26 protein-coding genes are annotated in these 25,488 nt (G+C 51.7%); 13 read left to right on the top strand and 13 right to left on the bottom strand.

From position 1 onward, the window contains the following. The first annotated feature begins 123 nt into the window (after positions 1-123). Positions 124-594, top strand: a complete 471-nt coding sequence (locus DFP95_RS20860) for a heme-degrading domain-containing protein (RefSeq protein ID WP_115994623.1) — start codon at positions 124-126, stop codon at positions 592-594. 74 nt (positions 595-668) lie between these two features. Here the strand turns inward: DFP95_RS20860 and DFP95_RS20855 are convergent, their stop codons facing one another. Together DFP95_RS20855 and DFP95_RS20850 are read right to left on the bottom strand one after the other, a co-directional pair. Next, on the bottom strand, positions 669-1,685 hold the full coding sequence (locus DFP95_RS20855) for an SDR family oxidoreductase (protein ID WP_115994622.1): 1,017 nt from the start codon (positions 1,683-1,685) through the stop codon (positions 669-671). Between the two features lie 159 nt (positions 1,686-1,844). Beyond that, positions 1,845-2,432, bottom strand: a complete 588-nt coding sequence (locus DFP95_RS20850; protein WP_115994621.1) for a TetR/AcrR family transcriptional regulator — start codon at positions 2,430-2,432, stop codon at positions 1,845-1,847. A 162-nt stretch (positions 2,433-2,594) separates the two neighbouring features. Between DFP95_RS20850 and DFP95_RS20845 the strand changes: the two genes are divergently transcribed. Beyond that, positions 2,595-3,662: an LLM class flavin-dependent oxidoreductase gene (locus tag DFP95_RS20845; RefSeq protein ID WP_245987800.1), complete on the top strand. Its 1,068-nt coding sequence runs from the start codon at positions 2,595-2,597 to the stop codon at positions 3,660-3,662. Between the two features lie 116 nt (positions 3,663-3,778). On the opposite strand, the gene DFP95_RS20840 is transcribed toward DFP95_RS20845, so the two are convergent. Next, positions 3,779-4,261, bottom strand: coding sequence for a hypothetical protein (locus DFP95_RS20840; protein ID WP_147304198.1), 483 nt, complete (start codon positions 4,259-4,261; stop codon positions 3,779-3,781). A gap of 190 nt (positions 4,262-4,451) precedes the next feature. On the opposite strand from DFP95_RS20840, the gene DFP95_RS20835 reads away from it, so the two are divergent. Next, positions 4,452-5,402 carry an alpha/beta hydrolase gene (locus DFP95_RS20835; protein ID WP_115994639.1) on the top strand — a complete coding sequence of 317 codons (951 nt, stop codon included), beginning with the start codon at positions 4,452-4,454 and terminating at the stop codon, positions 5,400-5,402. A 293-nt stretch (positions 5,403-5,695) separates the two neighbouring features. On the opposite strand, the gene DFP95_RS20830 is transcribed toward DFP95_RS20835, so the two are convergent. Together DFP95_RS20830 and DFP95_RS20825 are read right to left on the bottom strand one after the other, a co-directional pair. Then, entirely contained in the window at positions 5,696-6,526 is an 831-nt protein-coding gene (locus tag DFP95_RS20830) for a GNAT family N-acetyltransferase (RefSeq protein WP_115994619.1), read from the bottom strand. A 21-nt stretch (positions 6,527-6,547) separates the two neighbouring features. Next, a complete protein-coding gene (locus DFP95_RS20825; RefSeq protein ID WP_115994618.1) occupies positions 6,548-8,071 on the bottom strand; it encodes a sensor domain-containing diguanylate cyclase in 1,524 nt (507 codons plus the stop codon). A gap of 372 nt (positions 8,072-8,443) precedes the next feature. On the opposite strand from DFP95_RS20825, the gene DFP95_RS20820 reads away from it, so the two are divergent. The 5 genes from DFP95_RS20820 (at position 8,444) to DFP95_RS20800 (ending at position 12,821) form a co-directional block, all read left to right on the top strand. Continuing rightward, positions 8,444-9,361 (top strand): aldo/keto reductase, encoded by a 918-nt coding sequence (locus DFP95_RS20820; RefSeq protein ID WP_115994617.1) that lies wholly within the window; start codon positions 8,444-8,446, stop codon positions 9,359-9,361. Positions 9,362-9,512: 151 nt separating this feature from the next. Then, complete coding sequence (locus tag DFP95_RS20815; protein ID WP_115994616.1) at positions 9,513-10,559, top strand: bifunctional transcriptional activator/DNA repair enzyme AdaA; 1,047 nt, start codon at positions 9,513-9,515, stop codon at positions 10,557-10,559. A 121-nt stretch (positions 10,560-10,680) separates the two neighbouring features. Then, positions 10,681-11,127 carry a MarR family winged helix-turn-helix transcriptional regulator gene (locus DFP95_RS20810; protein ID WP_115994615.1) on the top strand — a complete coding sequence of 149 codons (447 nt, stop codon included), beginning with the start codon at positions 10,681-10,683 and terminating at the stop codon, positions 11,125-11,127. A 57-nt stretch (positions 11,128-11,184) separates the two neighbouring features. Further along, positions 11,185-12,249, top strand: a complete 1,065-nt coding sequence (locus tag DFP95_RS20805) for an LLM class flavin-dependent oxidoreductase (RefSeq protein WP_115994614.1) — start codon at positions 11,185-11,187, stop codon at positions 12,247-12,249. 5 nt (positions 12,250-12,254) lie between these two features. Then, a complete protein-coding gene (locus tag DFP95_RS20800) occupies positions 12,255-12,821 on the top strand; it encodes an NADPH-dependent FMN reductase (protein WP_115994613.1) in 567 nt (188 codons plus the stop codon). Positions 12,822-12,880: 59 nt separating this feature from the next. On the opposite strand, the gene DFP95_RS29650 is transcribed toward DFP95_RS20800, so the two are convergent. The 4 genes from DFP95_RS29650 to DFP95_RS20780 form a co-directional block, all read right to left on the bottom strand. After that, positions 12,881-13,411 carry an acyltransferase gene (locus DFP95_RS29650; RefSeq protein WP_115994612.1) on the bottom strand — a complete coding sequence of 177 codons (531 nt, stop codon included), beginning with the start codon at positions 13,409-13,411 and terminating at the stop codon, positions 12,881-12,883. Between the two features lie 153 nt (positions 13,412-13,564). Next, the gene (locus DFP95_RS20790) at positions 13,565-14,389 is read right to left on the bottom strand and encodes a sugar phosphate isomerase/epimerase family protein (protein ID WP_115994611.1); all 825 of its coding nucleotides are present in this window, start codon (positions 14,387-14,389) and stop codon (positions 13,565-13,567) included. A gap of 230 nt (positions 14,390-14,619) precedes the next feature. Next, complete coding sequence (locus DFP95_RS20785; protein ID WP_115994610.1) at positions 14,620-16,071, bottom strand: IS1182 family transposase; 1,452 nt, start codon at positions 16,069-16,071, stop codon at positions 14,620-14,622. Between the two features lie 133 nt (positions 16,072-16,204). After that, positions 16,205-17,149: a helix-turn-helix transcriptional regulator gene (locus tag DFP95_RS20780; RefSeq protein WP_115994609.1), complete on the bottom strand. Its 945-nt coding sequence runs from the start codon at positions 17,147-17,149 to the stop codon at positions 16,205-16,207. A 108-nt stretch (positions 17,150-17,257) separates the two neighbouring features. On the opposite strand from DFP95_RS20780, the gene DFP95_RS20775 reads away from it, so the two are divergent. Continuing rightward, a complete protein-coding gene (locus DFP95_RS20775) occupies positions 17,258-18,454 on the top strand; it encodes an MFS transporter (protein WP_115994608.1) in 1,197 nt (398 codons plus the stop codon). On the opposite strand, the gene DFP95_RS20770 is transcribed toward DFP95_RS20775, so the two are convergent. The 3 genes from DFP95_RS20770 to DFP95_RS20760 form a co-directional block, all read right to left on the bottom strand. Continuing rightward, positions 18,414-20,282, bottom strand: coding sequence for a hypothetical protein (locus DFP95_RS20770; RefSeq protein WP_115994607.1), 1,869 nt, complete (start codon positions 20,280-20,282; stop codon positions 18,414-18,416). The genes DFP95_RS20775 and DFP95_RS20770 overlap by 41 nt on opposite strands. After that, entirely contained in the window at positions 20,267-21,046 is a 780-nt protein-coding gene (locus DFP95_RS20765; RefSeq protein ID WP_115994606.1) for an ABC transporter ATP-binding protein, read from the bottom strand. Before DFP95_RS20765 ends, DFP95_RS20770 begins: the two co-directional genes overlap by 16 nt. A 153-nt stretch (positions 21,047-21,199) precedes the next feature. Next, the gene (locus tag DFP95_RS20760) at positions 21,200-21,769 is read right to left on the bottom strand and encodes a helix-turn-helix domain-containing protein (RefSeq protein ID WP_115994605.1); all 570 of its coding nucleotides are present in this window, start codon (positions 21,767-21,769) and stop codon (positions 21,200-21,202) included. Between the two features lie 184 nt (positions 21,770-21,953). Between DFP95_RS20760 and DFP95_RS20755 the strand changes: the two genes are divergently transcribed. The 4 genes from DFP95_RS20755 (at position 21,954) to DFP95_RS20740 (ending at position 24,859) form a co-directional block, all read left to right on the top strand. Continuing rightward, entirely contained in the window at positions 21,954-22,322 is a 369-nt protein-coding gene (locus tag DFP95_RS20755; RefSeq protein WP_115994604.1) for a DUF6864 domain-containing function, read from the top strand. Further along, complete coding sequence (locus tag DFP95_RS20750; RefSeq protein WP_115994603.1) at positions 22,315-22,626, top strand: hypothetical protein; 312 nt, start codon at positions 22,315-22,317, stop codon at positions 22,624-22,626. The genes DFP95_RS20755 and DFP95_RS20750 overlap by 8 nt, the downstream gene beginning before the upstream one ends. A gap of 120 nt (positions 22,627-22,746) precedes the next feature. Continuing rightward, positions 22,747-23,301, top strand: a complete 555-nt coding sequence (locus tag DFP95_RS20745; RefSeq protein WP_115994602.1) for a YdeI/OmpD-associated family protein — start codon at positions 22,747-22,749, stop codon at positions 23,299-23,301. A 148-nt stretch (positions 23,302-23,449) separates the two neighbouring features. Continuing rightward, on the top strand, positions 23,450-24,859 hold the full coding sequence (locus tag DFP95_RS20740) for an S-layer homology domain-containing protein (RefSeq protein ID WP_115994601.1): 1,410 nt from the start codon (positions 23,450-23,452) through the stop codon (positions 24,857-24,859). Positions 24,860-24,970: 111 nt separating this feature from the next. Here DFP95_RS20740 and DFP95_RS20735 read toward each other — a convergent pair whose 3' ends face one another. Further along, positions 24,971-25,423: a helix-turn-helix domain-containing protein gene (locus DFP95_RS20735; RefSeq protein WP_115994638.1), complete on the bottom strand. Its 453-nt coding sequence runs from the start codon at positions 25,421-25,423 to the stop codon at positions 24,971-24,973. Positions 25,424-25,488: the final 65 nt, after the last annotated feature.

The raw sequence follows: 25,488 nt of genomic DNA, 5'->3' as shown, positions 1-25,488 counted from the left end.
TAGACCAAAGTAAAGAACGCCCCATCGGGAGCAGACGCGATGCGTCGAGCCTCCATTTCTTGACGGCGAGCGGGCCGAGGCATAGTATTAGAACAAATCCCCACGATTGGATGTGCATACGCGATGAGCGATTACCAAGTAGAACTAGAACGTTTGCTGCAGCAGGAGACCGACCTGCAATTTTCGGAATTCTCCAACGAAACGGCTTATCGTATCGGCACTAAACTCATAGAAAAAGCGGCGGAGGAAAACAAATTCGTCGCCGTCACGATCACGAGAAACGGAGAGTTGCTATACCACAGCAAAATGAACGAAACGAACGAAGGCAACGATTCCTGGATAGCGCGCAAGAGCAACGTCGTTCATCATTTCGGTCACAGCTCCTACTACATGCACGTACTGTTCAAATCCAACGGAGGCTCCATCGAATCTTCGTCATTGGATCCTAAGGATTATGCCGCCGAAGGCGGCGCCTTCCCGCTAATTCTCAAGAATACCGGCATCATAGGCACGATCGCGGCATCCGGCCTTCCAGGGGATCAGGATCACCAATTAATCGTCGACGTCCTGCAAGAGTACTTTCAATCTCTGTAATCCATGAACGCAAAACGACGAAACAGGACGTCATGTCCCGTTCCGTCGTTTTTTCAAAGTTAGTGGTTCGCCGCTTACTCGTTAACCGTCGCCAAGGCAACGTTCAAAGCACCGATCACTTTATCGCACCAAATATCGAACTCCTCGTCCTCCCGTTGAAGCTCGGGATGGGCAAGAATGTGCTGAATCGTCTGCTTGATTCCTTGGTCCAAGCGCGTCGTAGCTACGAATTCGGGAACGAGCCGTTTCAGCTTCGAATTATCGAATACGACGGAATTCGCCTTATCCCCGAGCAAGCCTCCCCTGTAATCCTCTTTGCTGCAGCCTGCCAGAAATTCCGAAGAAACATGAACCGCTTGCAACGGAACTCCAAGAGCGCCGGCGATCGATTCGTAGATCTGATTCCAGGTAACGGTCTCATCGGAAGTGATGTGCACGGACTCCCCGATTGCGTGAATGTTGCCCATAAGACCGATGAACCCTTTGGCAAAATCACTATTGTGCGTCATCGTCCACAAGGAAGTCCCGTCTCCGTGAATGATTACGGGTTTGTTCTCCAGCATGCGCTTGACAACCTGCCAGCTCCCTTTCCTTCCATGTACGCCGAGCGGCACGGACCGCTCATCGTATGTATGGCTAGGCCGAACGATTGTAATCGGAAAACCGTTCTCCCGGTACTGCTTGATCAAGTAGTCCTCGCATGCGATTTTATTCCTGGAGTATTCCCAATAAGGATTGGATAATGGCGTGCCCTCCGTAATTCTATAATCGGACAGAGGCGTTTGATAAGCCGAGGCGGAGCTGATGAAAATAAATTGTTTGGTTCTCCCGTTGAACAGGCGATAATCCCGTTCCAATTGGGCGGGCTCGAATGCGATAAAATCGGCTACGACATCGAACTGGTGTTGATCGACTAGCTCCGCAACCCGGGCTTCGTCGTTGATATCCGCTTGAATAATCTTAACGCCGGCCGGCAAGGCCCCGTTCCGGTTGCCCCGGTTCAGAAGGTACAGCTCGCAGCCTTGTTCCAGCAACTGCCTCGTAATCGCGGAACTAATCGTTCCCGTGCCTCCGATAAATAGCGCTTTCATAAATCCACCTCCGGTAAGATTCGAACATCCAACTCTAGTATTTTCGTGCTAATTCTTACGATAACACGCGTTCACGATGAAAACAAACCCGACGAAAACGGCGGCTTGATCATCTTCGTCGTCAGAAGGGTTTCCGGGCATACTCGTAATACTCGACAATCACTCGATACCTAGCAAGATCAAATTCCATACCGCATCGAAGTCGGCATCGATCGTCTCCGCCAACCATTCCCGAGCATGCGCCGGATGATGAAATCTCGAGGTTGCTATGAATATAGACCGGGCAAGAACTTCCGGCTGCCCGGGCTTGAATTCCGCGGAATCCATCCCTTGTCGGATAATTCGAGCGATCTGTTCGATCAGGCAGTCCACATGCGTCGCGATCATCTCGATCGTATCCAGCGTGACTGCCGCGTACATCGCGAACATCTCCGAGTCCTGCAAGGAAAAGGATTGCTTAGCATGAATAAGCGCCTCCAGCCACAGCTTCAACCGTTCGACCGCGCTTCCATTCACATTGCCCGCTATGGCCTCTAACGGTTCGGCAATACTCTTATGCAACCATCTCTCCGTGACGGCCTCCCGCAAGGAAGCTTTGCTTGCAAAATGTCTATACACCGTTCCGTGGCTAACCCGGAGCACCTTGGCTATATCCACGACGGAAGTCTTGTCCGGCCCGAACCGCCTCAGCACCTGCTCCGCCGCGTCAAGAATCGCTTCTCTCGTTAAGGGCAAATCATTGTTCACGCGTCGTTTCCCCCTCCGTTTCCTTCATCATAGCATGTCGAAGACTGTATCCAAAGGACAATATTGATATTTTGTCATTTGATAGCTAACAGATTACTTACTTTTGTTGAGAAACCATAAATTATATAGTAAACTAAAGAACAATGAAGGAGGGATCTCAGAATGGCAGATTACGCTAAAATGGAAATAGGAATCAGTACCTTCTTGGAGGCTACGCCCGATCCGTCGACAGGAAAGACGATCAGCCACGCCGAACGGTTGCGCAACGCGGTCGAGGAGATCGTAATGGCCGACCAGTCCGGCTTGGACGTATACGGAATCGGGGAACACCATCGGTCCGACTATGCCGGAACCGCGCCAGCCGTCGTATTGGCAGCCGCTGCGGGATTGACCAAACGAATTAGGTTAACGAGCGCCGTTACCGTCTTATCCTCGGACGATCCGGTTCGCGTATATCAATCCTTCTCTACCTTGGACGGCATCTCCAACGGCCGCGCCGAGATTATGGCGGGAAGAGGTTCCTTTATCGAATCCTTCCCGCTCTTCGGATACAGTCTGGATGACTATGATGAGTTGTTCGAGGAGAATCTGGAGCTGCTTCTCGCGATCAGAGCTTCCGAGAAAGTCACCTGGCGCGGCGGCCACCGTCCCGCGATCGATAATCGCGGCGTCTATCCGCGATCCGTTCAAGACCCGCTTCCGGTATGGATCGCAAGCGGAGGCAATCCCGAATCGGCCGTTCGCGCGGGAACGTTAGGCCTTCCGATCGCATTCGCCATTATCGGCGGCATGCCGGAGCGGTTCGCTCCGCTGGTCGATCTTTATAAGCAAGCCGCGGCCCGAGCCGGGCACGACCCCGCTACCCTGCAGATCGCGACGCACTCGCACGGCTTCGTAGGAGAGACGACCGAGCAAGCAGCAGACCTCTTCTTTCCTCCTACGCAAGCCCAGATGAACGTCATTGGACGCGAACGGGGATGGCCGCCCTATAGCCGGGATGCGTTCGATGCCGCGCGCAGTCTCCGCGGAGCCTTATACGTCGGAGATCCCGAATACGTCGCGGAGAAGATCGTCTTGCTGCGCAAAAACTTGGGAATCAACCGCTTCTTCCTCCACGTGAACGTCGGAACGATGCCGCATCTCGAGGTGCTGCGCGCCATCGAACTGCTCGGCACCAAAGTAGCGCCTATCGTTCATAAAGAGCTCGCGCGGATCGAGTCAGGGCAATAATCGCACTTAACGTCTTAAGACTTCCGAAAACCGTAAAAAAGAAGGGATGGCCGATGCCTCCCTTCTTTTTGCGCGCTCGCTTCCGTCCGGCGTTCCGACTGTCTTTCGACTCCATGTCACCCAGCGAGGCCATTTTCCTTCAGTACTTTCTGTTGATCGCCGGCCACGTAAGCAAATACCTGAGCTTGACCGTCCACAAACTGCAGCAAGTACGTCTCGGCAAATTCGATCGAGATATCCTTGCCGTCCTTAGGCCGGCGATAATCGGCAGCCCAATTGATTTTCACCGCGCTATGGTATTCGTCAATCCGATACTCTTCCATAGCGGCTACCTTCATCGCCCGGGTCCCGATTTTACGCATATGCTCGAACATTCCGGGAATCTGGCGCGCATAGGCTTCGTCGTTCCGATATACGGTCACGCCCTGCGGGTTAGCCTCCATGATGGAATCGGCATAGGCTTCCGTCATTGCTTTTACATCCACATCCGGAGAATCCTCCAACGCGGCGAGCATCCACTGCTCGTAATTGGTGAAATACTCCCGTACCTCCTTACGCGTTTCCGACCGACCTGAATCCAATTTGTCTTCCTTCATCATGATCTCTCCTTTCGTTAAGGGGGTTATTAATACTTTACCTAAGAGCGAGAAATCCGAATCACACTTTGCAAGGTGCGGGTTACCGCAGTAATTCGGCCAAGGCATGCATAAGGAACGTACGGTAGGTAGGATAATACCGAAAACGGTTAAGATGACGGGATTCGAGCAGGGAGGATTATTGGCGGTGCAAATGTTCATTACGGTTCTCATCTTACTACTCATCATTGCCGCTGCGCTCGCTGGATCCAGCTTCTACTTCTACCGCGTCGCGGTCGCGCGGGCCGATAAGAGCTTCTTAAGACGCCATCCCGATCTGGCGGAGCTCGGCGCAAGCGCCGAAAAAAACGGCGAGAGCCCCTTTACATTCAACAAGGAATGGTGGAATCGGCAGGCTTTCGTCGATTGGAGCCTGACGTCCGACGACGGCCTCAGGCTGGAAGCCTACTACTTGGCGGCGAATCGGCCGACGGACAAAACCGCGATACTCGCGCACGGTTATTCCGGACAAGCCGACCAGATGGGCGAATTCGCCCGGCTGTTCAAAGATACTCTAGGCTTTAACGTTCTGATTCCCGATGCCCGCGGACACGGGCGAAGCGAAGGGAAATATATCGGTTTCGGTTGGCCCGAGCGCAAGGACATCGTCGATTGGATCGGCGAAGTCCTCAAGCATTCGGGCAAAAAGGCGCAAATCGTCCTGCATGGCATTTCCATGGGCGGGGCTACGGTCATGATGACCGGCGGCGAGCCGCTTCCGCCGAACGTCAAGGCGATCGTGGAGGATTGCGGATATACCTCGGTCAAGGAGCAGCTCTCTTATCAATTGAAACGAATGTACCGCATGCCTTGGTTCCCGATGATCCCGGCGACTAGCCTGGTGACTAAGCTATTGGCAGGCTACTTCTTCGGAGAGGCTTCCGCTCTTGCCCAAGTCAAGAAATCCAAGACGCCGACGCTCTTCATTCACGGAGATGCCGACATCTTCGTGCCGACGCGCATGGTGCGCGAGCTGTACGCGAGCGCTTCTGCGGACAAGAGTCTGTACATCGTACCCGGCGCGGGTCACGGCCTTGCCAGGACGACCGACCCGGCAGGTTACGACCGGGAAATCTCTCTATTCATCGGACACTACGTGAAGTGAAAAACCGCAAGGGCTATACCGGACAATAGAATCCGGTAAGCTCGCGAAGCGGGCAAGGAATGCCCAAACCCGTCAACGGCAACCATAATTTGAGATACAATAACCCGGTTATGCCAAGCGAGGCACCCCATAGTAACCTGGGGTGCCTCTTTGGGTGCAGTGACTTAAGCGAGTTTATTAACATCTAATTGTACCAATGCATAAGTGACGATTCCTAAACCGAGGTGAAGGATCTGTCCCCGCTCAATCTGCCCACATCATTCGTTGGCTCCTTAGAATACCGCTCGCGTTCCTTATTCTGCGGAAATCTCTTCGCCGCCGAATTTGATATCCACGATCGAGCCGCATTTCACGAAACCGATGCTCTGATAAACCTTGTTCGAATCCGGATTGCTCGAATCCGCATACAGCATCGGAATCAACCGTTCCGACTCGAGTATCGCGCATAGCTCCGCAACGATCGCGCTTGCGTAACCTCGCTTACGGAAACTCGCAGGCGTATATACGGCGTTAATTCTAGCATTTCTAGGGGAGCGATGCGCGATATTCGCCATGGACACCGGAGTCCCGTCCACGATCCAAGTATATAAGTTGCCGCTCTCGATTGCCCTCTTGGCTGCCGGAATCTGGCTGGCGGGATGGACGGAAACGCCGTACGCCCCATCGGAGAATCCCGCGAAAAACTCCGCTATGATTTCCAAATCGCCCATTTCGGATCTTCGTAATATTCCCGTTACGTTGAGCGGCTTCTTCAACTCGTAACAAGCATAAGCCTCCATCGTCATATGAGTATGAAAGGAGCGATTCGTTGCTACCGCAAAGGCTCTGGCGAATCGTTCCGCCGTCCTCGGCTCACCGGTTATCCCCGGTAACAGTGCCCCCTCGAGATTTTCTATCATCTCGTTTACAAGAGCGTTCTTAGGCTCGTCCGCCATGCCCTTGAGCATCCATAACCAAGCATTATGACCTTGGGATTGGGCATATATCATCGAGCTGTCCGTGGATTTGAGACATTTCGAGCCCGTTGAGCCGCTAATTCGGTATATCAAATTGTAGGGGACTTCATCCTCGATGAATTCACTCCGATTAAGCACTTCATCGTTTTGCTCGACCGGTACCAGCATATGCTTCCTCCTCGTTTGTTTCTAGCCGGCTTTCCCCGCTCGCTTCACCCGGTACATAGCTTTGTCCGCATTCATCAGCAAGGTGTCGCCATCCGTTCCGTCCTGGGGAAAGAAGCTCGCACCTACGCTCATATGTACCGTGAGCGACTGCCCGCGGTATTGCAGCTCTTCCTCCGTTAATCTGCTTTGAATCCGCCGAATCGTCTCCTCGACGAAAGCATTCGATGGGGCATGTCGAATGAACAATACGAATTCGTCTCCGCCCAGCCTCGCGGCCATGCCGAGCGTTTCCGCCGTTTCCGCGATGATGCGCGCGGCGTGACGCAGTACCTCGTCCCCCGCTTCATGCCCGTATCTGTCATTCGTTTCCTTGAACCGGTCCAGATCTATCAGAATAACCGCCAATCCGAGGCGATTTTCGTCCGCCTTGCGGATAGCTTCGTTTAATCTTTCGTAGAAATATCTTCTATTGGGAAGCCGAGTCAACGGGTCATGATAAGCCAAGAAACGAATTTCTTCCTGGCTTTCCTTCTGCGCCGTCACGTCGCGAACGATCATAATCATATGCGGCTCGTTATCGACGGACACATAGTCTCCGTCTATCAGCGCCTCCAAGCGCGCGCTGCCGTTATAGATCGACGCTTCATAGTCCTTGATTTCCTTCTCGTCCCTTATGCGATCTTGCAATTCGTCGTTTACTAGCTTATGAAACGGTTCTCTGTCCAGATCGATATGATCGAATAGATGTCGGGCGCTTGGATTCGCTTCCTTGATCTTCCCCGATAGCTCGACCAATAGAATAGCGGCGGGATTCAGATTGAACAGCTTCTCGTATCTTTTGGTCACGAAGTTAAGGAAGTCGAACCTTATCATCGCTAACCGAAGGAATGAACACCATAACACGCCGCCGTAAATGTAAGAGTACGGAGGGAGCGTCCCCGCGAATTGAAAGTACCCGAAAGCCACATGCCAGAACGTGCACAGAACAACTCCGGTAATCAACAAATTAAAGATCGCTTTATGTTCCCGGGTGCTCGCTCTCGCCTTGCCGACGTATAGCACGAGCAAATAAAAACAGCTAATGAAAATACTCACGCTAAGAGCAATATAATATTGCAGGTTATATACGGGATATTTCCATACTCCCTCCTGGAAAAACCGGCTGGAGGAGATCACTTCCTGGCTACTTAGGGTATTGACGATAATAACCGCAAGCGGCAAATAGAAGATGCCGGGATAGAGGTACTTTGGCATGATTTTTTCCATACCGGCGAACTTGGACAGAAAATGAAAGCCCAGTCCCGGCATGACGATGCCCACATTGGAGAACCAGAACGCGACGAGCTCGGGGCTATAGGAAATGGGGAGCTGATGCCGGATGTATTCTTCCGAAAATAATAGAATGTACACGATCGCGGTGAGGCTGAGCAGCCGGTGCTCGACTTTCTTCGAATTACGCACGATCACGTCCGTGCCCATGTAAACGAAAAATAAAATCGGGAGCAAATAAGCCAATGAATAGGTCCAAACTTCCGATGTGTTCAAGGCGATCACGTCTCTTCCGCGAGTTGTTCCAAGCCGGCATCCTTGCCGCAACGTTCTATGCTATATTCTATCTTACTTCGATCCGTAAGCGGGTCGTTTTCGACAAAATCAGAGGATTTCCTGATGGAGCCCCCTTCGCGCGTCCCGTAAGATCAATGCATTCATGCATGAATTAACGAACAATTTCGCAAGCTGTAATAGGCACAAGCGTTTGCCTTAACGGTCCCGACACCCGAATTCGATATAACGAATTAGTCTTGGAGTTACGTTGCAAATTTAGTTACTATATAAAATTTCAGTTCTTACGCCGGACTGGTTATTAAGCTATACTTTCTTAAAACGCTTTTCTTATTCGAAGGAGGATTTACAACGGTGAGAACAATCAAGCTTGGTACCACTTCGCTAGACGTGCCCGTCATCGCCGTCGGCTGCATGCGTATTAACTCGTTGAGCTCGACTCAAGCCGAGCGATTCGTGCAAACGGCAATGGACGAAGAAGCGAACTTCTTCGATCACGCGGATATCTACGGCGCCGGAGAATGCGAATCGATATTCGCGGACGCCATCCATATGAACGACGATGTTCGCGAGAAGATCATCCTGCAATCCAAATGCGGCATTCGCAAAGGAATGTTCGATTTCTCCAAAGAACATATCCTGGAGTCGGTGGACGGAATCTTGAAGCGGTTGAGAACCGATTATTTGGACATCTTGCTCTTGCACCGTCCCGATGCGCTCGTAGAACCGGAAGAGGTCGCCGAAGCGTTCGACATCCTGGAAAGCTCGGGGAAAGTGCGCCATTTCGGAGTGTCCAATCAGAATCCGATGCAAATTCAGCTGCTGAAGAAATTCGTGAAACAGCCTATCGTTGCCAACCAACTGCAATTGAGCATCACGAACGCCACTATGGTTACGAACGGATTCAACGTAAATATGGAGAATGAGTCCGCCGTGAACCGCGACGGCAGCATTCTTGATTTTTGCAGACTGAACGATATTACCATCCAACCATGGTCTCCATTCCAATACGGATTCTTCGAAGGCGTGTTCCTTGGAAGCGACAAATACCCGGCATTGAACAAAACGATCGATCAAGTCGCGGAGAAATACGGAGTCAGCAACACCACCATCGCCACTGCATGGCTGTTGCGCCATCCGGCGGGCATGCAACCGGTTATCGGTACGATGAACATCGAACGCTTGAAGGATTGCATCAAAGCAGGCGACATTCAACTGACGCGCGAAGAATATTATGCGATCTTGCTCGCGGCAGGCAACGTGCTTCCTTAATCGTAAACCTAACCTGAGTAAATACAGAGAAGCACCTCCAACGACTATGGAGGTGCTTCTCTCTTCGTTGATATCGATGCCTGATTTTCGGCGACGATGATGGCCGAAAGATTCTATAATAAGGTCATATTCAATGCAAGGACGTGAGCCGATGGAAATGAATAAACTCAACGAAAAGTATTACGAAGCTCTATTGGAGAAAAACACGGAATATGAAGGAATATTTTACGTAGGCGTCAAGACGACCGGCGTATTCTGCCGCCCTACTTGTCCGGCTCGGAAGCCGAAATACATCAATTGCGAATTTTTCGGGACGGCGCAACAGGCGCTTCTCGCCTCCTATCGGCCATGCCAACGGTGCCGGCCCTTATCCCATCCGAATCAGGTGTCCGACATCGTGCGTCTTCTCGTCGAAGCCGTCGAGAACAATCCCGAGAAACGATGGAAGGGACAAGATTTCAAAAACCTCTCGGTCGATGAATCGACGGCGCGCCGTCAATTCAAGAAGCGTTTCGGCATGACGTTCGTCGAATATGCGCGCGCACGCCGCATGGGACTCGCATTGAAGAATATAAGAGCGGGTCATACGGTCATCGATAGCCAATTATCAGCCGGATATGAATCGAGCAGCGGGTTCAGGGATGCCTTCTCGCGAATATTGGGGGCAGCTCCTACGTTATTGACGGCAGGGAACATTCTTAAAGCGTCATGGATCGATACGCGACTCGGTCCAATGATTGCCATCGGTGACGAACAGTCCATTCATCTTCTGGAATTCGTGGATCGCCGGGGACTGGAACGCGAAGTGGAACGTCTTCGCCTGAGGACGAAATCGGCGATTATTCCCGGGACCACGGAACCGATAAGATCGATCGAGCAGGAGTTAACTCAATACTTCGTAGGTTCGCTGACCGTATTCCGCACCCCTCTTTCGTTGCTGGGGTCTCCTTTTCAGAGAAGCGTGTGGGAGCAATTAATGAAAATTCCGCCCGGAGAAACCCGCTCTTACCTCGATGTCGCCAACTCGCTAGGAAGACCGACCGCTTTCCGAGCTGTAGCCCAAGCCAACGGAGCTAATCAATTAGCTATCGTTATCCCCTGCCACCGCGTGATTAATTCGAACGGAGATTTAGGTGGATACGGCGGCGGCATAACGCGCAAAAACTGGTTATTAGAGCATGAAAAAGCAGGACATTGATCGTCTGATGTCCTGCTAACCCGATATTATGCTCATAGAATATGTCTTTCCGAAAACTCTTGCTTTTTTATCATTTGAGTAGTAAAGTGATGACAAGGTTAGCGAAAGGAGGGCAACATGGATGCGTGCAAATAATCGATTAGGATCAATGATTTGGGTACGTTTATCGCGTTTTACGAGCCAAAGTAACCAACTCTCGAACGTTTTTCTGAAGCGCTTCGACCTCACGTCCGCGCAGTTCGACGTACTCATGCAAATTCGCATATACGGGCCTCTTTCCCAAATGGAGTTAGCCGATAAGGTCACGGTGACGCAAGGCGGTATTTCGCGAATGCTCGTACGTCTCGAGAAGGAAGGCTACATTGTCCGCAAACAAGACTGGAAAACGAAAACGATTAGCCTTACGGCGAAAGCCGAGTCCATATTAGAGCGCGCGTACCCTGCGCAAGAAGCATTTCAATCTTCGTTTTTCGAAGAGGCTTTAAATGAGGAAGAACAGAAAACGCTGCACGATTTGTTGTCGCGCGTTCATAGGCACAGCCTGAAGAAAGAAATACCGCTCGAGTAAATTTTTTTATCCATCAGTTGACTAATCAAGTTATACAAAATAAGGAGTGATTACATCATGAAGCAGTATCGTATGGATACCGACAAAGGAATCGAATTCGGCTTATATTCAATCGGGGATCATATGCCGAATCCGCATACCGGCTCGATGATTAACGCCGAGCAACGCATTCAGGAATTTATCGAGGCAAGCAAGCTGGCAGACGAAGGCGGGCTCGACGTATTCGCCGTCGGAGAAAGTCACCAACCTCATTTTACGACGCAAGCTCATACGGTCCTTCTTGGCGCGATTGCCCAAGCCACGAAGAACATTAAAGTCGCCAGCTCCTCAACGGTGCTGAGCACGTCCGATCCCGTTCGCGTATTCGAGGATTTCGTTACGCTCGATTTAATCTCGAAAGGCCGCGCGGAAATCGTCGCCGGGCGAGGCTCACGAGTAGGGGCGTATAACTTGCTTGGCTATGATGTGAATGATTACGAGGAATTATTCGAAGAGAAAATGGAGCTTCTCCTCAAGCTGAATAACGAGGCTACGATAACCTGGAAAGGCCAGTTTCGCGCACCGTTGAACCGCGCGTCTATTTTGCCTCAGCCCATACACGGTCGCCTTCCGATTTGGCGCGCGGTCGGCGGCACGCCCGCTAGCGCGATCAAGTCCGGATATGCCGGCGTACCGATCATGGTGGCGATGCTTGGCGGTCCTTCGATCAACTTTAAGGCCACGATCGATTCGTATCGCGAGACTGCCGCCAGAAACGGTTTCGATCCGGCAACCTTACCGGTAACGACGACGGGTCTATTTTATACGGCTACCAACTCTCAGGATGCGCAGCGCGAGCTCTATCCGCATCTGAACTCCGGTTTCCAGGCGATACGGGGGACAGGTTATCCCAAGCAGCAATTCGCGCAATCCCCGGATCCACGCGATGCGTTAATGGTCGGCAGCCCGCAGCAAATTATCGAGAAAATTCTTTACCAGCACGAATTGTTCGGCCATCAGCGCTTCTTCGCGCAGCTCGATTTCGGCGGCGTACCGTTCGATAAGATCGCGAGAAACATCGAGCTGATCGCCACGGAAATTATGCCGGCCGTCAAGAAACATACGGCAAACCATAAGGAGTGATCGAGATGAAAATCATAGGAATATCCGGCTCTATCGTAGGTTCCAAAACAAGAACGGCAATGACTTATACTCTTGAACTGGCACGTAAAAAATATCCGGACGCGGAGATTGAATTGCTCGATCTAGCGGACTACGAGTTGGTTTTCAGCGACGGTCGCAACTATTCGGACTATGAAGGCGACACTAAGACGGTAACCGAAGCGATTATGGCAGCGGATGCCATCATTATCGGAACGCCGACGTTCCAAGCGTCCATTCCGGCAACGCTCAAGAACATATTCGATTTATTGCCGGTCGACGCATTCCGGGACAAAGTGGTGAGCATTCTGGTAACGGCGGGCACGCCGAAGCATTATCTAATGGCGGAACAGCAGTTAAAACCGATTTTGGCTTATATGAAGGCGCATATCGTACCCCTCTACGTCTTCATAGAGGAAAAGGATTTCCATCGGAAAGAAATCGTAAACGACGACGTTCTATTCCGCTTAGAGCGTTTGGTTGAAGATACGGTGCGCTATGTCGATGCCTTTGCCGGCATTCGGGCGGCAAAAGACGCCGAATATGATTTCTAAGCAAACAGGGCATCCTCGCTCGCGAGGATGCCCTGAAATTTTAGCAGCAATCGTTTCTATTATTCTCTAACCCATCCATTCTCGATAGTCAGTTCCCGAATCGGCTTAGCGGGAGTTCCCCCGGCCAATACGTTGCCGGGGATATCCTTGTTCACGGTGCTCTTGGCCGCGATAACGGAATTATCGCCGATGGTCACGCCCGGAAGAATGGTGCAATCCGCTCCGATCCACACGTTGTTTCCGATGGTCACTTTTTTGCTGAGCTCGCCCTTATCCGCGGAATCCATTCGGTGATAGTTACTATCGAAAATACTCGTTCTCGGACCGATCTTCACGTTGTCGCCGATAACGATTTCTTTGCTCGCCGCGATTCCCACTCCCGCATTAATGTACACGTGGTCTCCGAAAATCAAATTCGCGCCCTTGGTACTCGTAATTTGAACCGCCCAAGGGTGGCCGACAATGGATAAATTCTTTCCGACTCGAATTCGTCCCAGCTTATTGACGAACACTTTACCTCTTAACTTCGAAGACATATCCCCGAATTTATAGAGCCCTCTAAGCTTGTACAATACTCCCTTATAACCCATATCAACATCTTCTCCTCCCGAATAGTGTGCTTAATGAATACTATAGCAGAGATTATTCTTGATTATTTGCAAAAGTTATTCATTTTGAATAACTTTATTCAAAATGAAAGAGCGCTAACCCGATGGTCAACGCTCTCTTTATGCTTCCTTCCCTCAACGTGCGGCTTCTCTTCCTTCGCGAACAAAACGGGACGCCGAAGCCAACTGCGTCTCGCTTACGTCTTCAAGCGTTACGAATCCGCGAGGCTTGTACAGCTCCAGCCGTTTCCAGAATAGCGAATAATGGAGTTCGCCGAGCCCGGCCGCCGTACCCGTAACCTCTCCGTTCTCCCCTCGCTTCATGTCCTTGGCATGCGCGCTTACGATGCGCGGTCCGAGCAATCGGAAAGCCGTCTCCATGATTTCGTCCTGATGATCGAAGTTGTTCGAATTCATTAGGTTGCACGGATCGAGCACGACGCCCATGCAGGAGGACGGAAAACGATCCAGCGTCGCCGCCAACGCGTCAGTCGATTCGATCAAATGTCCTTGCGCCGCTTCCAGTCCGATCGTGACTCCCCATCGTTCCGCTTCTTCAACCAATTCTTCAAGCGCTTGATTCAGCCGTTCCCAATGCTGCGGGAGTCGAGCTAGATCCGTAGGCACGCCAACCTCGGTAGCGACAATCGGCGCGCCGAAATGCCGCGCGTGACGCAGATGCTCTTTGAACCGATTCACATTGTAACGGTAGCTCTCGTCGTCCAGCTCGATCAAGCTTGCGTAACAGCCAAGTACGGCGATCTTGACGCGATTGTCCGCGAATGCTCCGCCCACTTCGTTGGCCAATCCCGGACTCATTTTACCCAACGAGAAATCGACGTCCGCGATCGCCTTGGACAGAGCAAGCTGCACATAGGGAAAATCGCATGCGGCAACCTTCTCCGCCAATTGCCTGTAAGGCAGCCCGCCAAGCAAGTGCGCTAATATTCCGACCGACAAAGTCTCTCCCCCTAATCGTTATGGTAGTCCTTCCAGTATATAACGATAATGCGACCGAGTCATTGGCGATGTTATGATTCCGCGTACGGCGAAAACCCCCTTGCGAGGTTGGGGGCCACTGAAGAACTTAGCTTTTTCATTTGAAAATGAGCGATTAGCTAAAGAAAAGCGACACCTACTCCGAATTTCCGGACTGGTGTCGCCTTTTTATGGTGGAATTGCTTATTTGCTTAGTCCGCCAACTTCAAGATCCTTTTTAGATTTACAGCGAATATTGCCATTGCACCTTGTAATTGCATCCCTAATAAACCCGAGGATGACGCTACATCATACCCGTGTCGGTGTTTTAATTCACTGTTCTTCGCTTCGATTTTATAGCGTTCCTTTGCCTTTACTTTGAAGTACTCGCTTTCTTGAAACTCAGCCTGTCCCGAGTGCTCGTTCGACTTTATTGTCACAGAGTAAGTTTTACTGGCGCCGTCGTTATAGCATCCCGCCTTGATCGGGCATACCTTGCATTTTTCTGTATCAAAGTAATAGATCGTTCGTTTGTTTTTTCCACCTTCGTTTTTTCTTCCTTGCTTTGCTTTTCGAATGGCCATATGGCCAGCCTTACACACGTACATTCCTGCGTCTTTATTAAATTGGAATTCGTCTTCTTTCCTTCGTCCGCCTTGAGTAATAAGGGGGTTGAGTTTAGAAATGAGTTCAATTTCTTTGCTATTGGTGTATATGATATTATCTTTTTCCGAATACGCGGTATCTCCAATTACCGTAGTCACTTCAAGTCCAGTCGCTTTGCTTTTCTCAATTAGCGTCTGTAGTTGCTTACCGTCGTTCTTTTCTCCGGTCGTCACTACCGCTGCAGTAATAATCCGTTCTTCGGTCATGGCAATGTGGGTTTTGTACCCGAAAAATGAAGAATCCGCGCTCTTGTGGCCTACCCGAGCATCCGGATCTTTCGAGATTTTTAGCTGCTCCAGGTCGTCTTCGACGGCTTCTTTCAAGAAGTTGAGCGGCTCTTCAATTTTCGGGAGTTGGCAAACGCCGCTTTGGGCCTCGAGTACGGCGATGAGCTTCTCGCAGTAGACGATTTCATCCTCGAGCACGTCGTTTGTATTTTTGGCAGGCATCTTGGCCTTTAAGGATTCGTCAGCCATATACACGGCTTTTCTTAGCTTAAGCGAGCGTTCCAGCAACACCTCGCGAGGTGTTTTCTGGTTATAGCGAGCTTTAGTATGTGTGGCGTCGACGATGATTGATTTGCTCGTAATAATGCCTTTCTCAAGCGCAATTTCTACGGTTTTGCCAATTAACATATCAAGCAGGTTCATATCCTTAAGACGTAACTTCCGGAATTTCGTTAAAGAACTCGCGTCGATTACATCGTCTTCCGGCGCCATATCAAGAAAATACTTAAACGACATGTCATACCGGGAGCGCTCGACAATATCTACATCCGACAGCTCAAAGATTGCTTTTAGAAGCAAGTACTTAAACATGCGAATAGGGTCAATCGCGTTACGACCGTTATCCAGGCAGTAACGCGCTTTTAGCTCCTCATAGATGAACGAGAAGTCGACCAAATCGTTGATTTGGCGTAGCGTGTTGTCTTTTGGAATGATGATGTTGTAGAGATCTATATAGGGACTTAACTTCAAGGTTTGTTGTTGTTGGATCAAGGTTCTCACCTGCTTAGGTTAATAACCTAATTATACAAGAAAAAGGTAAAGCCTCCCTCAGTAAATTGAGGTTTGCTGTACCTTTTCTCTTAAGGGCACTTTTTCAGTGGCCTCCGAGGTTGCGAGGGGGCTTTCACTGATATCGCGCCAACAACTCGGAGAGCCTCCTTCGGATCGAATCCTTCAACTCCTCCGGTTCCTCCAACACTGCCTCGTTCCCCAGCCCGATGAAGAACTCCGCGTAAAAAGGGATGTCCGCGCGCGAAACGTCCGTATCGATCGCACCGCTCCCGTCTTCGCGCACTTGAAGCATGCGAGCAAGCCACAGCTCGACTTCGCAGCGTTGGACGCCGGACGGACTGAGCTCCGCGCGAAGGCGGACGGGCTCCCTCGGCTCCGCGACTTCCCGCCGACTGAGATTGACGTCGCCAAGATCGAGCGGCTCCGTTCCGGATACGTCGAACTCCGCCTCGCGGATCCGATCGCAGCGGAACACGCGGTAGCCTTCGCGAAGAAAGCAATAAGCCGTGCAATACCACAAGCCGTTGTTCGCGTAAATGCAAACCGGCTGAATCCGGCGGCTACTCGTCCCTTCCTCCGTCGACTCGTATTCGACGGAGAGCACCTTCCGATGGACGGCCGCGTCGAGAAGGATAGCCAAGCAAGGAGCATCTCCCCGCCTTGTCGGCGTAATGAAGTCGACCCGATTCTTCATCCCGTCTATCCGGTCCCTGACATCCCCCGGCATATGGAGGTAGAACTTGTTCAGCGCCGAAGCGGATTCCGCTTCGAACGGTAGCGAGGAGTAGTGGCGAAGGGCATGTACGGCAAAAAACATCGCCACCGCCTCTTCCTCCGTGAAAGCAATCGGCGGCAACACCCTCTCCCTGACTACCTGATAGCCCCCGTGCGGACCCACTTCGGAGTAAAGAGGCACTCCTAATTCGCTCAACTCCTGCAAATCCCTTAGAATCGTGCGCGTCGAGACGCCGAACTCGTCGGCGAGCTCCTGAACCTTGAATCTCCTTTTCCGGTTGACGGTCATCATCAGTTCCATGAGTCTTTTGGATTTGGGCATTGGTATCACCCCTATTTGAGTAAACATTCGAGTTCATGACAGAATCTGTCACCATTATACTTTACGATAGAAAACGCAAGCAACACTACACCCTAGGAGTGATTGGCCATGCGTAAATATACCGCGCTGTTCTTTCTCGTCATGTTCATGATCGGAACCGACACCTTCCTCATCTCGCCCTTGCTCCCGACTTTGCAGGCGCAATACGGCGTGTCCACCGGCATCGCCGGATGGATGATCGGATCCTACACGTTAGGCTCGGCTCTATTCGCATTGATTGCCGGCCCTCTATCCGATGGATGGAACCGTAGAACCGTTATGCTGTACGGGCTGCTCGGCTTCTCCGTCTCGACGGTTCTATGCGGCTTCGCGGACGGCTTCTGGACGATGTGCCTGTTCCGTTTCCTTGCCGGCGTCAGCGCGGCATTCACGGCACCGCAAGTGTGGGCATCCATTCCCGCCGTCATGCCCGCATCCAAAATAGCGAAGACGATGGGCATCGCCTTCGCGGGACTAGCCGCGGCTCAGGCGCTCGGCGTACCGATCGGAAGCTGGCTGGCGGTCGCTCGCTGGTCCGTTCCGTTCTGGACGATCGGAGCCGCTTCGTCGCTGCTCATCGTTTACGCTTATTACGCGCTGCCCGACATAAAGCCGAATACGCGCGAGAAGACATCTGTCCTTCGACGTTATATCCCGCTAATCATAAGCGGCAAAGCAAGGAGCGGCTTCCTTGCCTATCTTCTATTGCACTTAGGGAGCGGTACCGCTTTCGCGTTCGTGGGCAAGTGGATGGCGGATCGCTTCGAGCTTCCGATCGGGCAGATCGGTACCGTGATGATGTTCCTCGGATTCGGTACTCTTCTGGGAAGCATAGTGAGCACCTATGCGACCCGCAAGCTAGGTATTACGAATGCTGTTGTCGTAGGGATGCTCCTGCTCATGGCGCTATACGTTGTTATGCCCCGACTGGCGAGTCTACCGTTCGTGACAATCGTCTACTTCATTATTTTCGTGACGCTTGGAATCATCTTCCCCATCGTCATGGGTGCGCTCACCTCGCTGAACGCCTCCATTCGAGGAACGATTTCCAGCCTGGCCAACTCGACGATGAACGGCGCGAACACGCTCGGCGCATGGATAGCCGGCGTGCTCTACGTTCAGCTTGGCGGATATTCATCGATCGGTATTTTCTCTGCGATCTGTCTTGCGTTTTCTCTCGGTACGTTCCTGTTCGGTGGCGTCCTCGAGAGAAAGCCGGCGCGCATTAGCGAGGAACCGGCGTCCGTTTCTGAGACAAATACATAAAGACCGCATGGCCGAAGATCAGTAACCCCCCGCTTGCCATCAATGAAATACACGGCCATTGCCAAGCTTCAGGGAGATATAGAGCGAGGAACCAGACGGGATCGCCGCCGCCGCCGGACAGTTTGATTCCGAGCGGTGCGATACCTTGCGGGAACAACGCGAGCAAGCCGACAATCGTGCTGGTGAAAAAGACCGTTTTCCGTTTGCCGGACATGCTACCCGTCACCTTGTCAAAATCCAGCTTCATCGAGCCGGCATCGGAAACTGGATGCAGCGCCGCCCGCCCGCGGAGCATGAGGTTCAACAGCTCGGGACCGCGCGCCTCCAGCGACTTATACGCCAGTCGTCCGAACCACCACCAATAAAAGCTGCCTGTGAGGATCGCGGTCGGGATCCCGGCCCATACTACCCCGTCCATCTGAAGGGAGGCGCCTAGAACGAGAACTCCCGCGGAAGGAGCGACCAAGAGCAGGGCAGCGATCATGAGCGACATGAACTGCCACCAACCGATAGGATTGTCGAACATATCTTCGCTGCGCTTGTTGGCGTCGGTCATCGGATCGAGGCGAAAGACGGAATTCAGCACGACAAGTCCTGCACCTGCGCCGAGAGCGGCAAGGACGAACGTGAGCGCCCACGGCATCGCCCAGTAAGAGCCGCTAATACTAATCATGGCTAAGGTGGTGACCAACGCGATCGGGGCTACCACTAAGATCCATGCCAGTTGACGCCCCCGGACATCAGGCCGCTCGGCATCCGGCGTCACGAGCGTCATCCACAAGGCGCTCCCGTCCGATCCATATAAGTTAGAAGTGGAACCGATCGCCGTAATAACGAATATCCCTCCGCACCATGGGAGCAAAGCTGCATTCCCGACAAAAAACGGATACACGCATAAGAAGAAGCTATAGAAGAAGGCGAAATACACAAATCCGCTCCGTGTAAAATCACGACTCCACGCCACGAACTCTTTGCGCGCGACGGCTCCGGTTTGGCCGGCAAAACGACCTAAGCGGATCTCGCGACGGCCGAACGTACGGCCACGCTTGGATTTAACGGTCAGCCGACTCACTAGCAAGATCGTCCATAAGGAACGAAGCAGCAAGATCAGAAGCCCGAGCCCCGCCAAGCATACGGATGCAAGTGCCCATTGTCCGTTATGCGCGGCGTAGACCGCTGCGATCCCCCAACCGGAGGGGAGGGCGTACAGAATAGTGGAGAGTTGCGGGAGGAACCCCAGAGTTAAGATAGGTTGCTCCGTATCCAGCAGCAGCCAGCCGGTGATGAAGAAAGCCATGATCGCGCCGGTAACCATCGAGCTAAGCGCCGAACTAAGTTGAGAGCGGGTTAGCTTGCGCAACAGACTGGTCGAGACGCGGGACAGGACTACAGTGAATATCAGCTGCAGAACAACCGCGGGGATGGCAATGATGACCGGCATTACGCCAAGCTGAAACGAATGAATGAGGAGAAGAATGAAGGCTAGCAAGCTAATAACAGCTGGTAATCCGACGAAGGATGCTCCCAGCAATCCCGTTGCGAGCTGTTTGGAGGATAGGGAAAGCGATCTGAAGTTCTCGGGAAGCAGCGTCCGGTCTTCCCCGCTGAACAGAATCGGACCGAGCACCCAGCCCAGCGTCCAGATGCCGAATAGGAGAGCGAGTTTGTCTTGCGCCACGCGGGGGGAGGCGTCAGCCAGACCTATCGTATACGTAACGGCGACGGCAGCCAAGCCGAACAGAACGCCCCAACCTAGCCTAACCCAATCTTTATCGGTTAGACTGTTGCGCAATACGGCGAGCTTCATCCGGATCAAGACAGCAACCATTTCAACCCCTCCTTGCCGCCCGACCGTGCGCCTACGAGCTCGACGAAACGGTCCTCCAGATCACGTCCGGCACGAACGGACTCCATCGTCCCGGCAGCCCGCACTTTGCCTTCGCTAACGACGGCGAGCGAGTCGCACAGCTGCTCGACGGTAGCCATAACATGGCTGGAGAAGACGACCGATCCTCCCTGGTCTACGAACCGGCGGAGAATGTTCTTGATCGTAGACGCCGAGACCGGGTCTACCGCCTCGAATGGCTCGTCGAGCACGAGCAGCTTAGGTCCGTGGAGAAGGGCGGTGGCGAGGGCGATTTTTTTGCGCATCCCAGTGGAGTATTCGCTCACGAATTTCCCGGCGGCTTCCTGCAGATCGAGCACGTCGAGCAGCTCTTGGGCTCGCGTTGCTACCGTTCGTTCATCCAGCTTGCGGAGCAAACCCATGTACGTCAGCACTTCGCGGCCGGTTAGCCGCTCCGGCATCGCGAGTCCATCGGGAAGCACGCCAATCAATTCTTTGGCTGCAGCCGGATTCTGCCATACGTCCACACCGAATATCCGAGCCGTTCCCCCATCCGGGCGCAGCATTCCGGTTGCCATCGACAGCGAAGTGGTTTTGCCGGCCCCGTTCGGACCGACCAGTCCGTAGAACGATCCAGCCTGCACAATCAGATCGATATGGTCAACCGCTACTTTGGTGCCGAAGGCTTTATACAGGCCGGTCAATTCGAGTGCATGCTCTTTAGTCGCATTCGAGTTCGTCGCCATTTCCCGCTCTCCTTTTTTTGAAAGGCATCGTTGGTTATTCGGTTAGTTAGTTATGTAACTAACTATATATGCAGATAACCTACGATGTCAATACTTGAAAAAGGAATTGGGCCAATGTCTGTAAACTAAGAGAGAGTCAGTTAAGTAACACTATCAACCCCGAGCGGCTGCGTCCGCATAGAAGATCACCGTGAAGAAATGTAACGCCTCGGAGCCCGTATTGCGATACCAATGCGGACGATTGGCAGGGAAATGAACGGCGCTGCCCGCCGGTACTACATAGGATTCTTCGTCGTAAGTTAGCTCCAAGACGCCCTTGTGAACGAAAATATACTCCTCTACCCCATCGTTATGAGGCTCGGAACCGTGTTCGCAGCCCGGCTCGATCGTAACCATGTAAGACTCCAGCTTCGTTCGCAACCGATAGGGAAACATAGGGTACGCGCGGTAAGCGCCGTCCTCCTCCGAGAAAGGCTCCAGATTCTCCGGAGTAGCCACCGTAACCTCCGATTCCACGTCTTCGATAAGCGTCGTAAACGAGATTCCCAGCCCGTTGACTATGCGCCACAACACCGAGATCGTCGGATTCGAATCCCCGCGTTCGATCTGCCCGAGCATTGCCTTGCTTACGCCGGTCATTTCAGCCATGTTATCCAAGCTTAAGCCGCGCGATTTCCGAATGGCCAGCAGATTTTTTCCGACCTTCTTGTGTATCTGTTCCATCGCTCGTTGCCTCTTTCCAACCCGTTATTCAGCCCAAAGTTAAGCGAATTATAACAGATTAGTACCTCTCCCGCTATTTCCGAAGCTATATTTTCCCGATGCGCGTTGTCATGTACCGTTCGCCGTTTTCGTACACTAATAGATAACGCTCGTACGAATGACAGTATGCCTCGGGGGGATGAACATGAAAATAACGTCCGGAGGATTCGAAGTCGTATATCACGGAAGAGTATTCGCCTACGAAATGAGTCCGATCGAAATCACGTTGTCCGAAGAAAACGATCCTCTAAAGTTCGTGTTTTGCATCGAGCATGAAGCGGAACGCGACGACTTCATGACCGACATTCGGCTTACCCGTTACAACGAAGTGCGCATTGCCTGCGTTAACTTCCCAAGAGGCAAGCCTACCGGCAATCACGACATGATCCATCTCGGAGTGCTGAACAATCGCAAGCTTTCCCTTCGTTACGAGGTGACCATTAACTTCGATATGACGGCTTGGGTGCTGACGTTTACTTTTTACGCGGGGGAGGGAGTCCCGGATCATGAATAAAATCGAAATCCAAGATCCCAAGGTCGCAGGCAAGATCATAGCCGCTAACGCGGAGAACGAGAAGCGCAAGGCCGAGCTCGGTTTCCTTGGAAGGTTTTTCGGGTCGGGGGACAACGTCCGCTTGTATATCGTAGGTACGATCGCGCTCGGAATTCTCCTTATCGCGCTGGTCTATACTTTGACGCCCGAGAAGTTCCGTTCGGCCGACTTCGGCTTGAAAGAATTGTGGTCGCTGGTGCTTCCCGTCGAAATGACGATCATCGGTTACTTGATCGGATCGCGGTCGAAGGAAACCGGCGGGTGAAGCGGTTAGTCTTTTGGTTAAAGTCGAGAACACTGACATAATGGTGTCAGTATAGATGGTTTATAATAACGATAGAATCCTGTTTTAATTAGTTGAATAGCTGAAAGGGCGGCCGGGATATTGGTTATAGATAAAATAGCTCAAGCGCGCAATCGTACAGAATGGCGACAGTGGCTAAGCGATCATCACGCTACCGAAGATTACTGTTGGTTGCTATACAATCCATCTTTAAGTTATTTAGATTGCGTCGAAGAAGCCCTCTGTTTCGGCTGGATCGACAGCACGCGCAAAAGAACGGATGACGATCGAACGGGACAACGATTTTCTCCAAGGAAAAAACAAAGTAACTGGACGGAGCTCAATAAAGAGCGTGCCAGAAGATTAGAGAAATTAGGGTTAATGACGGAAGCAGGAAGAAAAGCGTTGCCTGATATGAGTATCGAATCTTTTACGATTCATGAAGCTATCTTAGCGGAATTGCTTCGGGATGAAGAGCTCTACCGCAATTTTCAAGCTTTGCCCGAACTATATACGCGAATCAAGATCGACAATATTCAGTCCGTTAGGAAGGACGAAAATCTGTATCATGAACGGTTGGCCAAGTTTATTGAACATACTCGCATGAATAGGATTTACGGACAATGGAATGATGACGGTCGCCTGATAGGATACTAACTTTGCCGATTCTCAAACAAGCCGAGCTACCCTTTTGAGAGGGGGCTCGGCTTTTCCATTTCATGGTTATACGAAATAAGTGGAACCTTTTTGTCCGACGTTGCGTCTATGAGGAGGCAAAACAACAATACGCCCAGAGGTGACTTAAATGAAAGTACCATTCAAGATGATTACGATGTCGACCGCAGCTGCTCTAGCTCTTAGTTTTGCCGGACATGAACTTGCTTCTGCCGCTTCCTTTAAGGATATTAATAGCGTTCAAGGCAAGGAAAAGATCATTGCCCTTCAAAATAGCGGCCTGATCAAAGGAATCAGCGCCGACCTGTTTGCTCCTCTATTGACCATCTCGGAGGCTGAAGGCGTTCAACTGATCGTCAATGCGTTTGACTTGAATCTAGATCTCGTTAGATTCGTCAAAGAGCCTAAGGCTTCCGACTATTTCAAAAACGCCAGCGATTCCGCTTGGTACGCAAAAGCTTTCATTATCGCAGCAGTCAACGGAATGGACCTCCCGGCCGATCTAAAGCCGAACAAGAAGCTAACGCGCGAAGAATTCACGCACCAGCTCATTCATACGATCGAAGCAAGCGGCAAGCTACCCATGGTGAAGCCGGTTGTCGTGGAATTTAAGGACCAGGATCAAGTCAAGCTGGATTACTCCGCCTCGATCCAACGCGCCTTGAACTACGGCGTCGTGAAGCTGGATGCCAACGGGAAACTGAATCCGAAGAAAGAAATTACTAGAGCCGAAGCAGCCATCGAGATAAGCAATGCGCTGGCGTACCTGAAGGCTCATCCGGCACCGGTCGTCGAGGGCGAAGCCCTTACATCCGAGCAAGCCGTTCAATTGATCAAGGACGTCGTCGGCCCCGAAGCCGCCCTTCAGATCAAGATCGATCCAACCGCCAGCATAAGCCGTGAATCATTCACGTACTTGTTGGTCCATACTCTTCAAACAAGCGGCCAACTACCTATGCTTAATGTCGTTCCGGTCGAAGTGAAGGATGAAGCTCAGATGGACATCTCGAACTCCGGCGCCATTCAAACGGCGATCGCTCTTGGCTTCGTCAGCCTGGATCAAGCCGGCAACTTTAATCCGAAAGCCGAGTTGACCCGCACCGATGCTACCGCGATCGCCAGCAAAGCGACGGAATACTTGAAAGCTCATCCGGCGCCGGTCGCCGAAGGCGCGTTCCTCACGTCGGAGCAGGCCGTTCAATTGATCAAGGATGCTGCCGGACCTGAGGCCGCTCTACAGATCAAGATCGATCCAAGCGCTAGCGTGACTCGCGAGTCGTTCACGTACCTGCTGGTCCATACTCTCCAAACGAGCGGCCAACTACCGATGCTCAACGTCGTTCCGGTCGAAGTGAAGGATGAGGATCAAATGGATGTCTCGAACTCCGGCGCCATTCAAACGGCGATTGCCTTGAAGATCGTGGAGTTGGATTCGGAAGGCAAGTTTAATCCTAAAGGTGGAGTTACCCTTACGGATGCGACTGCTATGGTCAACCACGTGAAAGAAATATTGGTAAAATTCTCGAACCCGCAAGAATAGGAGTCAAAAAAAAGAGACTATCCTCCGGCAATCGTTCATGCCCTTGGATAGTCTCTTTTCTATGCCCTCTATTGAAATTTCATCTCGAAGTACGGCACTCGGCGGCAGGCTTCAATCTTCTTTATATTTTTCCTTCACGACGCCTGAGCAAATCCCCGCGCCGACCATCAATACAAGCGGTCCGAAATTCCATATCCACGCTCCGCCGACCAACGTCAAATCGAAAGAGAACGCTTTATTTAATAAAAGTATGCCTAATTTAATGACCAACAAAGCCACGCCTAATAAAAACAGAACGTCCAACGCGAACTTTAATCTGGGGTATGCCAGTTGCTTGCCGTCCTGGATGACTTTCTTGGTTAGCCCCTCGTCGCTCCTTAACAATTCGTCGATCGTGACGCCGAAGAGATCGCTTATCTTGATGATGATTTCGATACTCGGATAATTCTGGCTATTTTCCCATTTCGAAACGGATTGCCGGCTGACGAATAGCTTCTCCGCCAATTCTTCTTGCGACCAGCCTCGCTTCGTTCGCTCGCTTTTCAACTTCTCGCCAAATTCCATTTCGGCCATCACCTTTTCTGCATTTGGTAATCCCATTATTGTGGTGACCTCCGAAAAAAGTAAAG

This window comes from Cohnella lupini (assembly GCF_003386205.1).
Classification (GTDB): domain Bacteria; phylum Bacillota; class Bacilli; order Paenibacillales; family Paenibacillaceae; genus Cohnella; species Cohnella lupini.
Note: the sequence above shows the minus strand (reverse complement) of the source record. Positions and strands in the feature narration are given on the sequence as shown.

Bases quoted from the DNA above. Each gene is read 5' to 3' on its own strand.
- DFP95_RS20835 (WP_115994639.1), top strand. From the start codon at position 4,452: ATGTTCATTACGGTTCTCATCTTACTACTCATCATTGCCGCTGCGCTC.
- DFP95_RS20840 (WP_147304198.1), bottom strand. From the start codon at position 4,261: ATGATGAAGGAAGACAAATTGGATTCAGGTCGGTCGGAAACGCGTAAG.
- DFP95_RS20860 (WP_115994623.1), top strand. From the start codon at position 124: ATGAGCGATTACCAAGTAGAACTAGAACGTTTGCTGCAGCAGGAGACC.
- DFP95_RS20740 (WP_115994601.1), top strand. From the start codon at position 23,450: ATGAAAGTACCATTCAAGATGATTACGATGTCGACCGCAGCTGCTCTA.
- DFP95_RS29650 (WP_115994612.1), bottom strand. From the start codon at position 13,411: ATGGGTTATAAGGGAGTATTGTACAAGCTTAGAGGGCTCTATAAATTC.
- DFP95_RS20770 (WP_115994607.1), bottom strand. From the start codon at position 20,282: ATGGTTGCTGTCTTGATCCGGATGAAGCTCGCCGTATTGCGCAACAGT.
- DFP95_RS20815 (WP_115994616.1), top strand. From the start codon at position 9,513: ATGGAAATGAATAAACTCAACGAAAAGTATTACGAAGCTCTATTGGAG.
- DFP95_RS20735 (WP_115994638.1), bottom strand. From the start codon at position 25,423: ATGGAATTTGGCGAGAAGTTGAAAAGCGAGCGAACGAAGCGAGGCTGG.
- DFP95_RS20855 (WP_115994622.1), bottom strand. From the start codon at position 1,685: ATGAAAGCGCTATTTATCGGAGGCACGGGAACGATTAGTTCCGCGATT.
- DFP95_RS20755 (WP_115994604.1), top strand. From the start codon at position 21,954: ATGAAAATAACGTCCGGAGGATTCGAAGTCGTATATCACGGAAGAGTA.
- DFP95_RS20765 (WP_115994606.1), bottom strand. From the start codon at position 21,046: ATGGCGACGAACTCGAATGCGACTAAAGAGCATGCACTCGAATTGACC.
- DFP95_RS20810 (WP_115994615.1), top strand. From the start codon at position 10,681: ATGCGTGCAAATAATCGATTAGGATCAATGATTTGGGTACGTTTATCG.
- DFP95_RS20775 (WP_115994608.1), top strand. From the start codon at position 17,258: ATGCGTAAATATACCGCGCTGTTCTTTCTCGTCATGTTCATGATCGGA.
- DFP95_RS20780 (WP_115994609.1), bottom strand. From the start codon at position 17,149: ATGCCCAAATCCAAAAGACTCATGGAACTGATGATGACCGTCAACCGG.
- DFP95_RS20750 (WP_115994603.1), top strand. From the start codon at position 22,315: ATGAATAAAATCGAAATCCAAGATCCCAAGGTCGCAGGCAAGATCATA.
- DFP95_RS20845 (WP_245987800.1), top strand. From the start codon at position 2,595: ATGGCAGATTACGCTAAAATGGAAATAGGAATCAGTACCTTCTTGGAG.
- DFP95_RS20830 (WP_115994619.1), bottom strand. From the start codon at position 6,526: ATGCTGGTACCGGTCGAGCAAAACGATGAAGTGCTTAATCGGAGTGAA.
- DFP95_RS20800 (WP_115994613.1), top strand. From the start codon at position 12,255: ATGAAAATCATAGGAATATCCGGCTCTATCGTAGGTTCCAAAACAAGA.
- DFP95_RS20760 (WP_115994605.1), bottom strand. From the start codon at position 21,769: ATGGAACAGATACACAAGAAGGTCGGAAAAAATCTGCTGGCCATTCGG.
- DFP95_RS20805 (WP_115994614.1), top strand. From the start codon at position 11,185: ATGAAGCAGTATCGTATGGATACCGACAAAGGAATCGAATTCGGCTTA.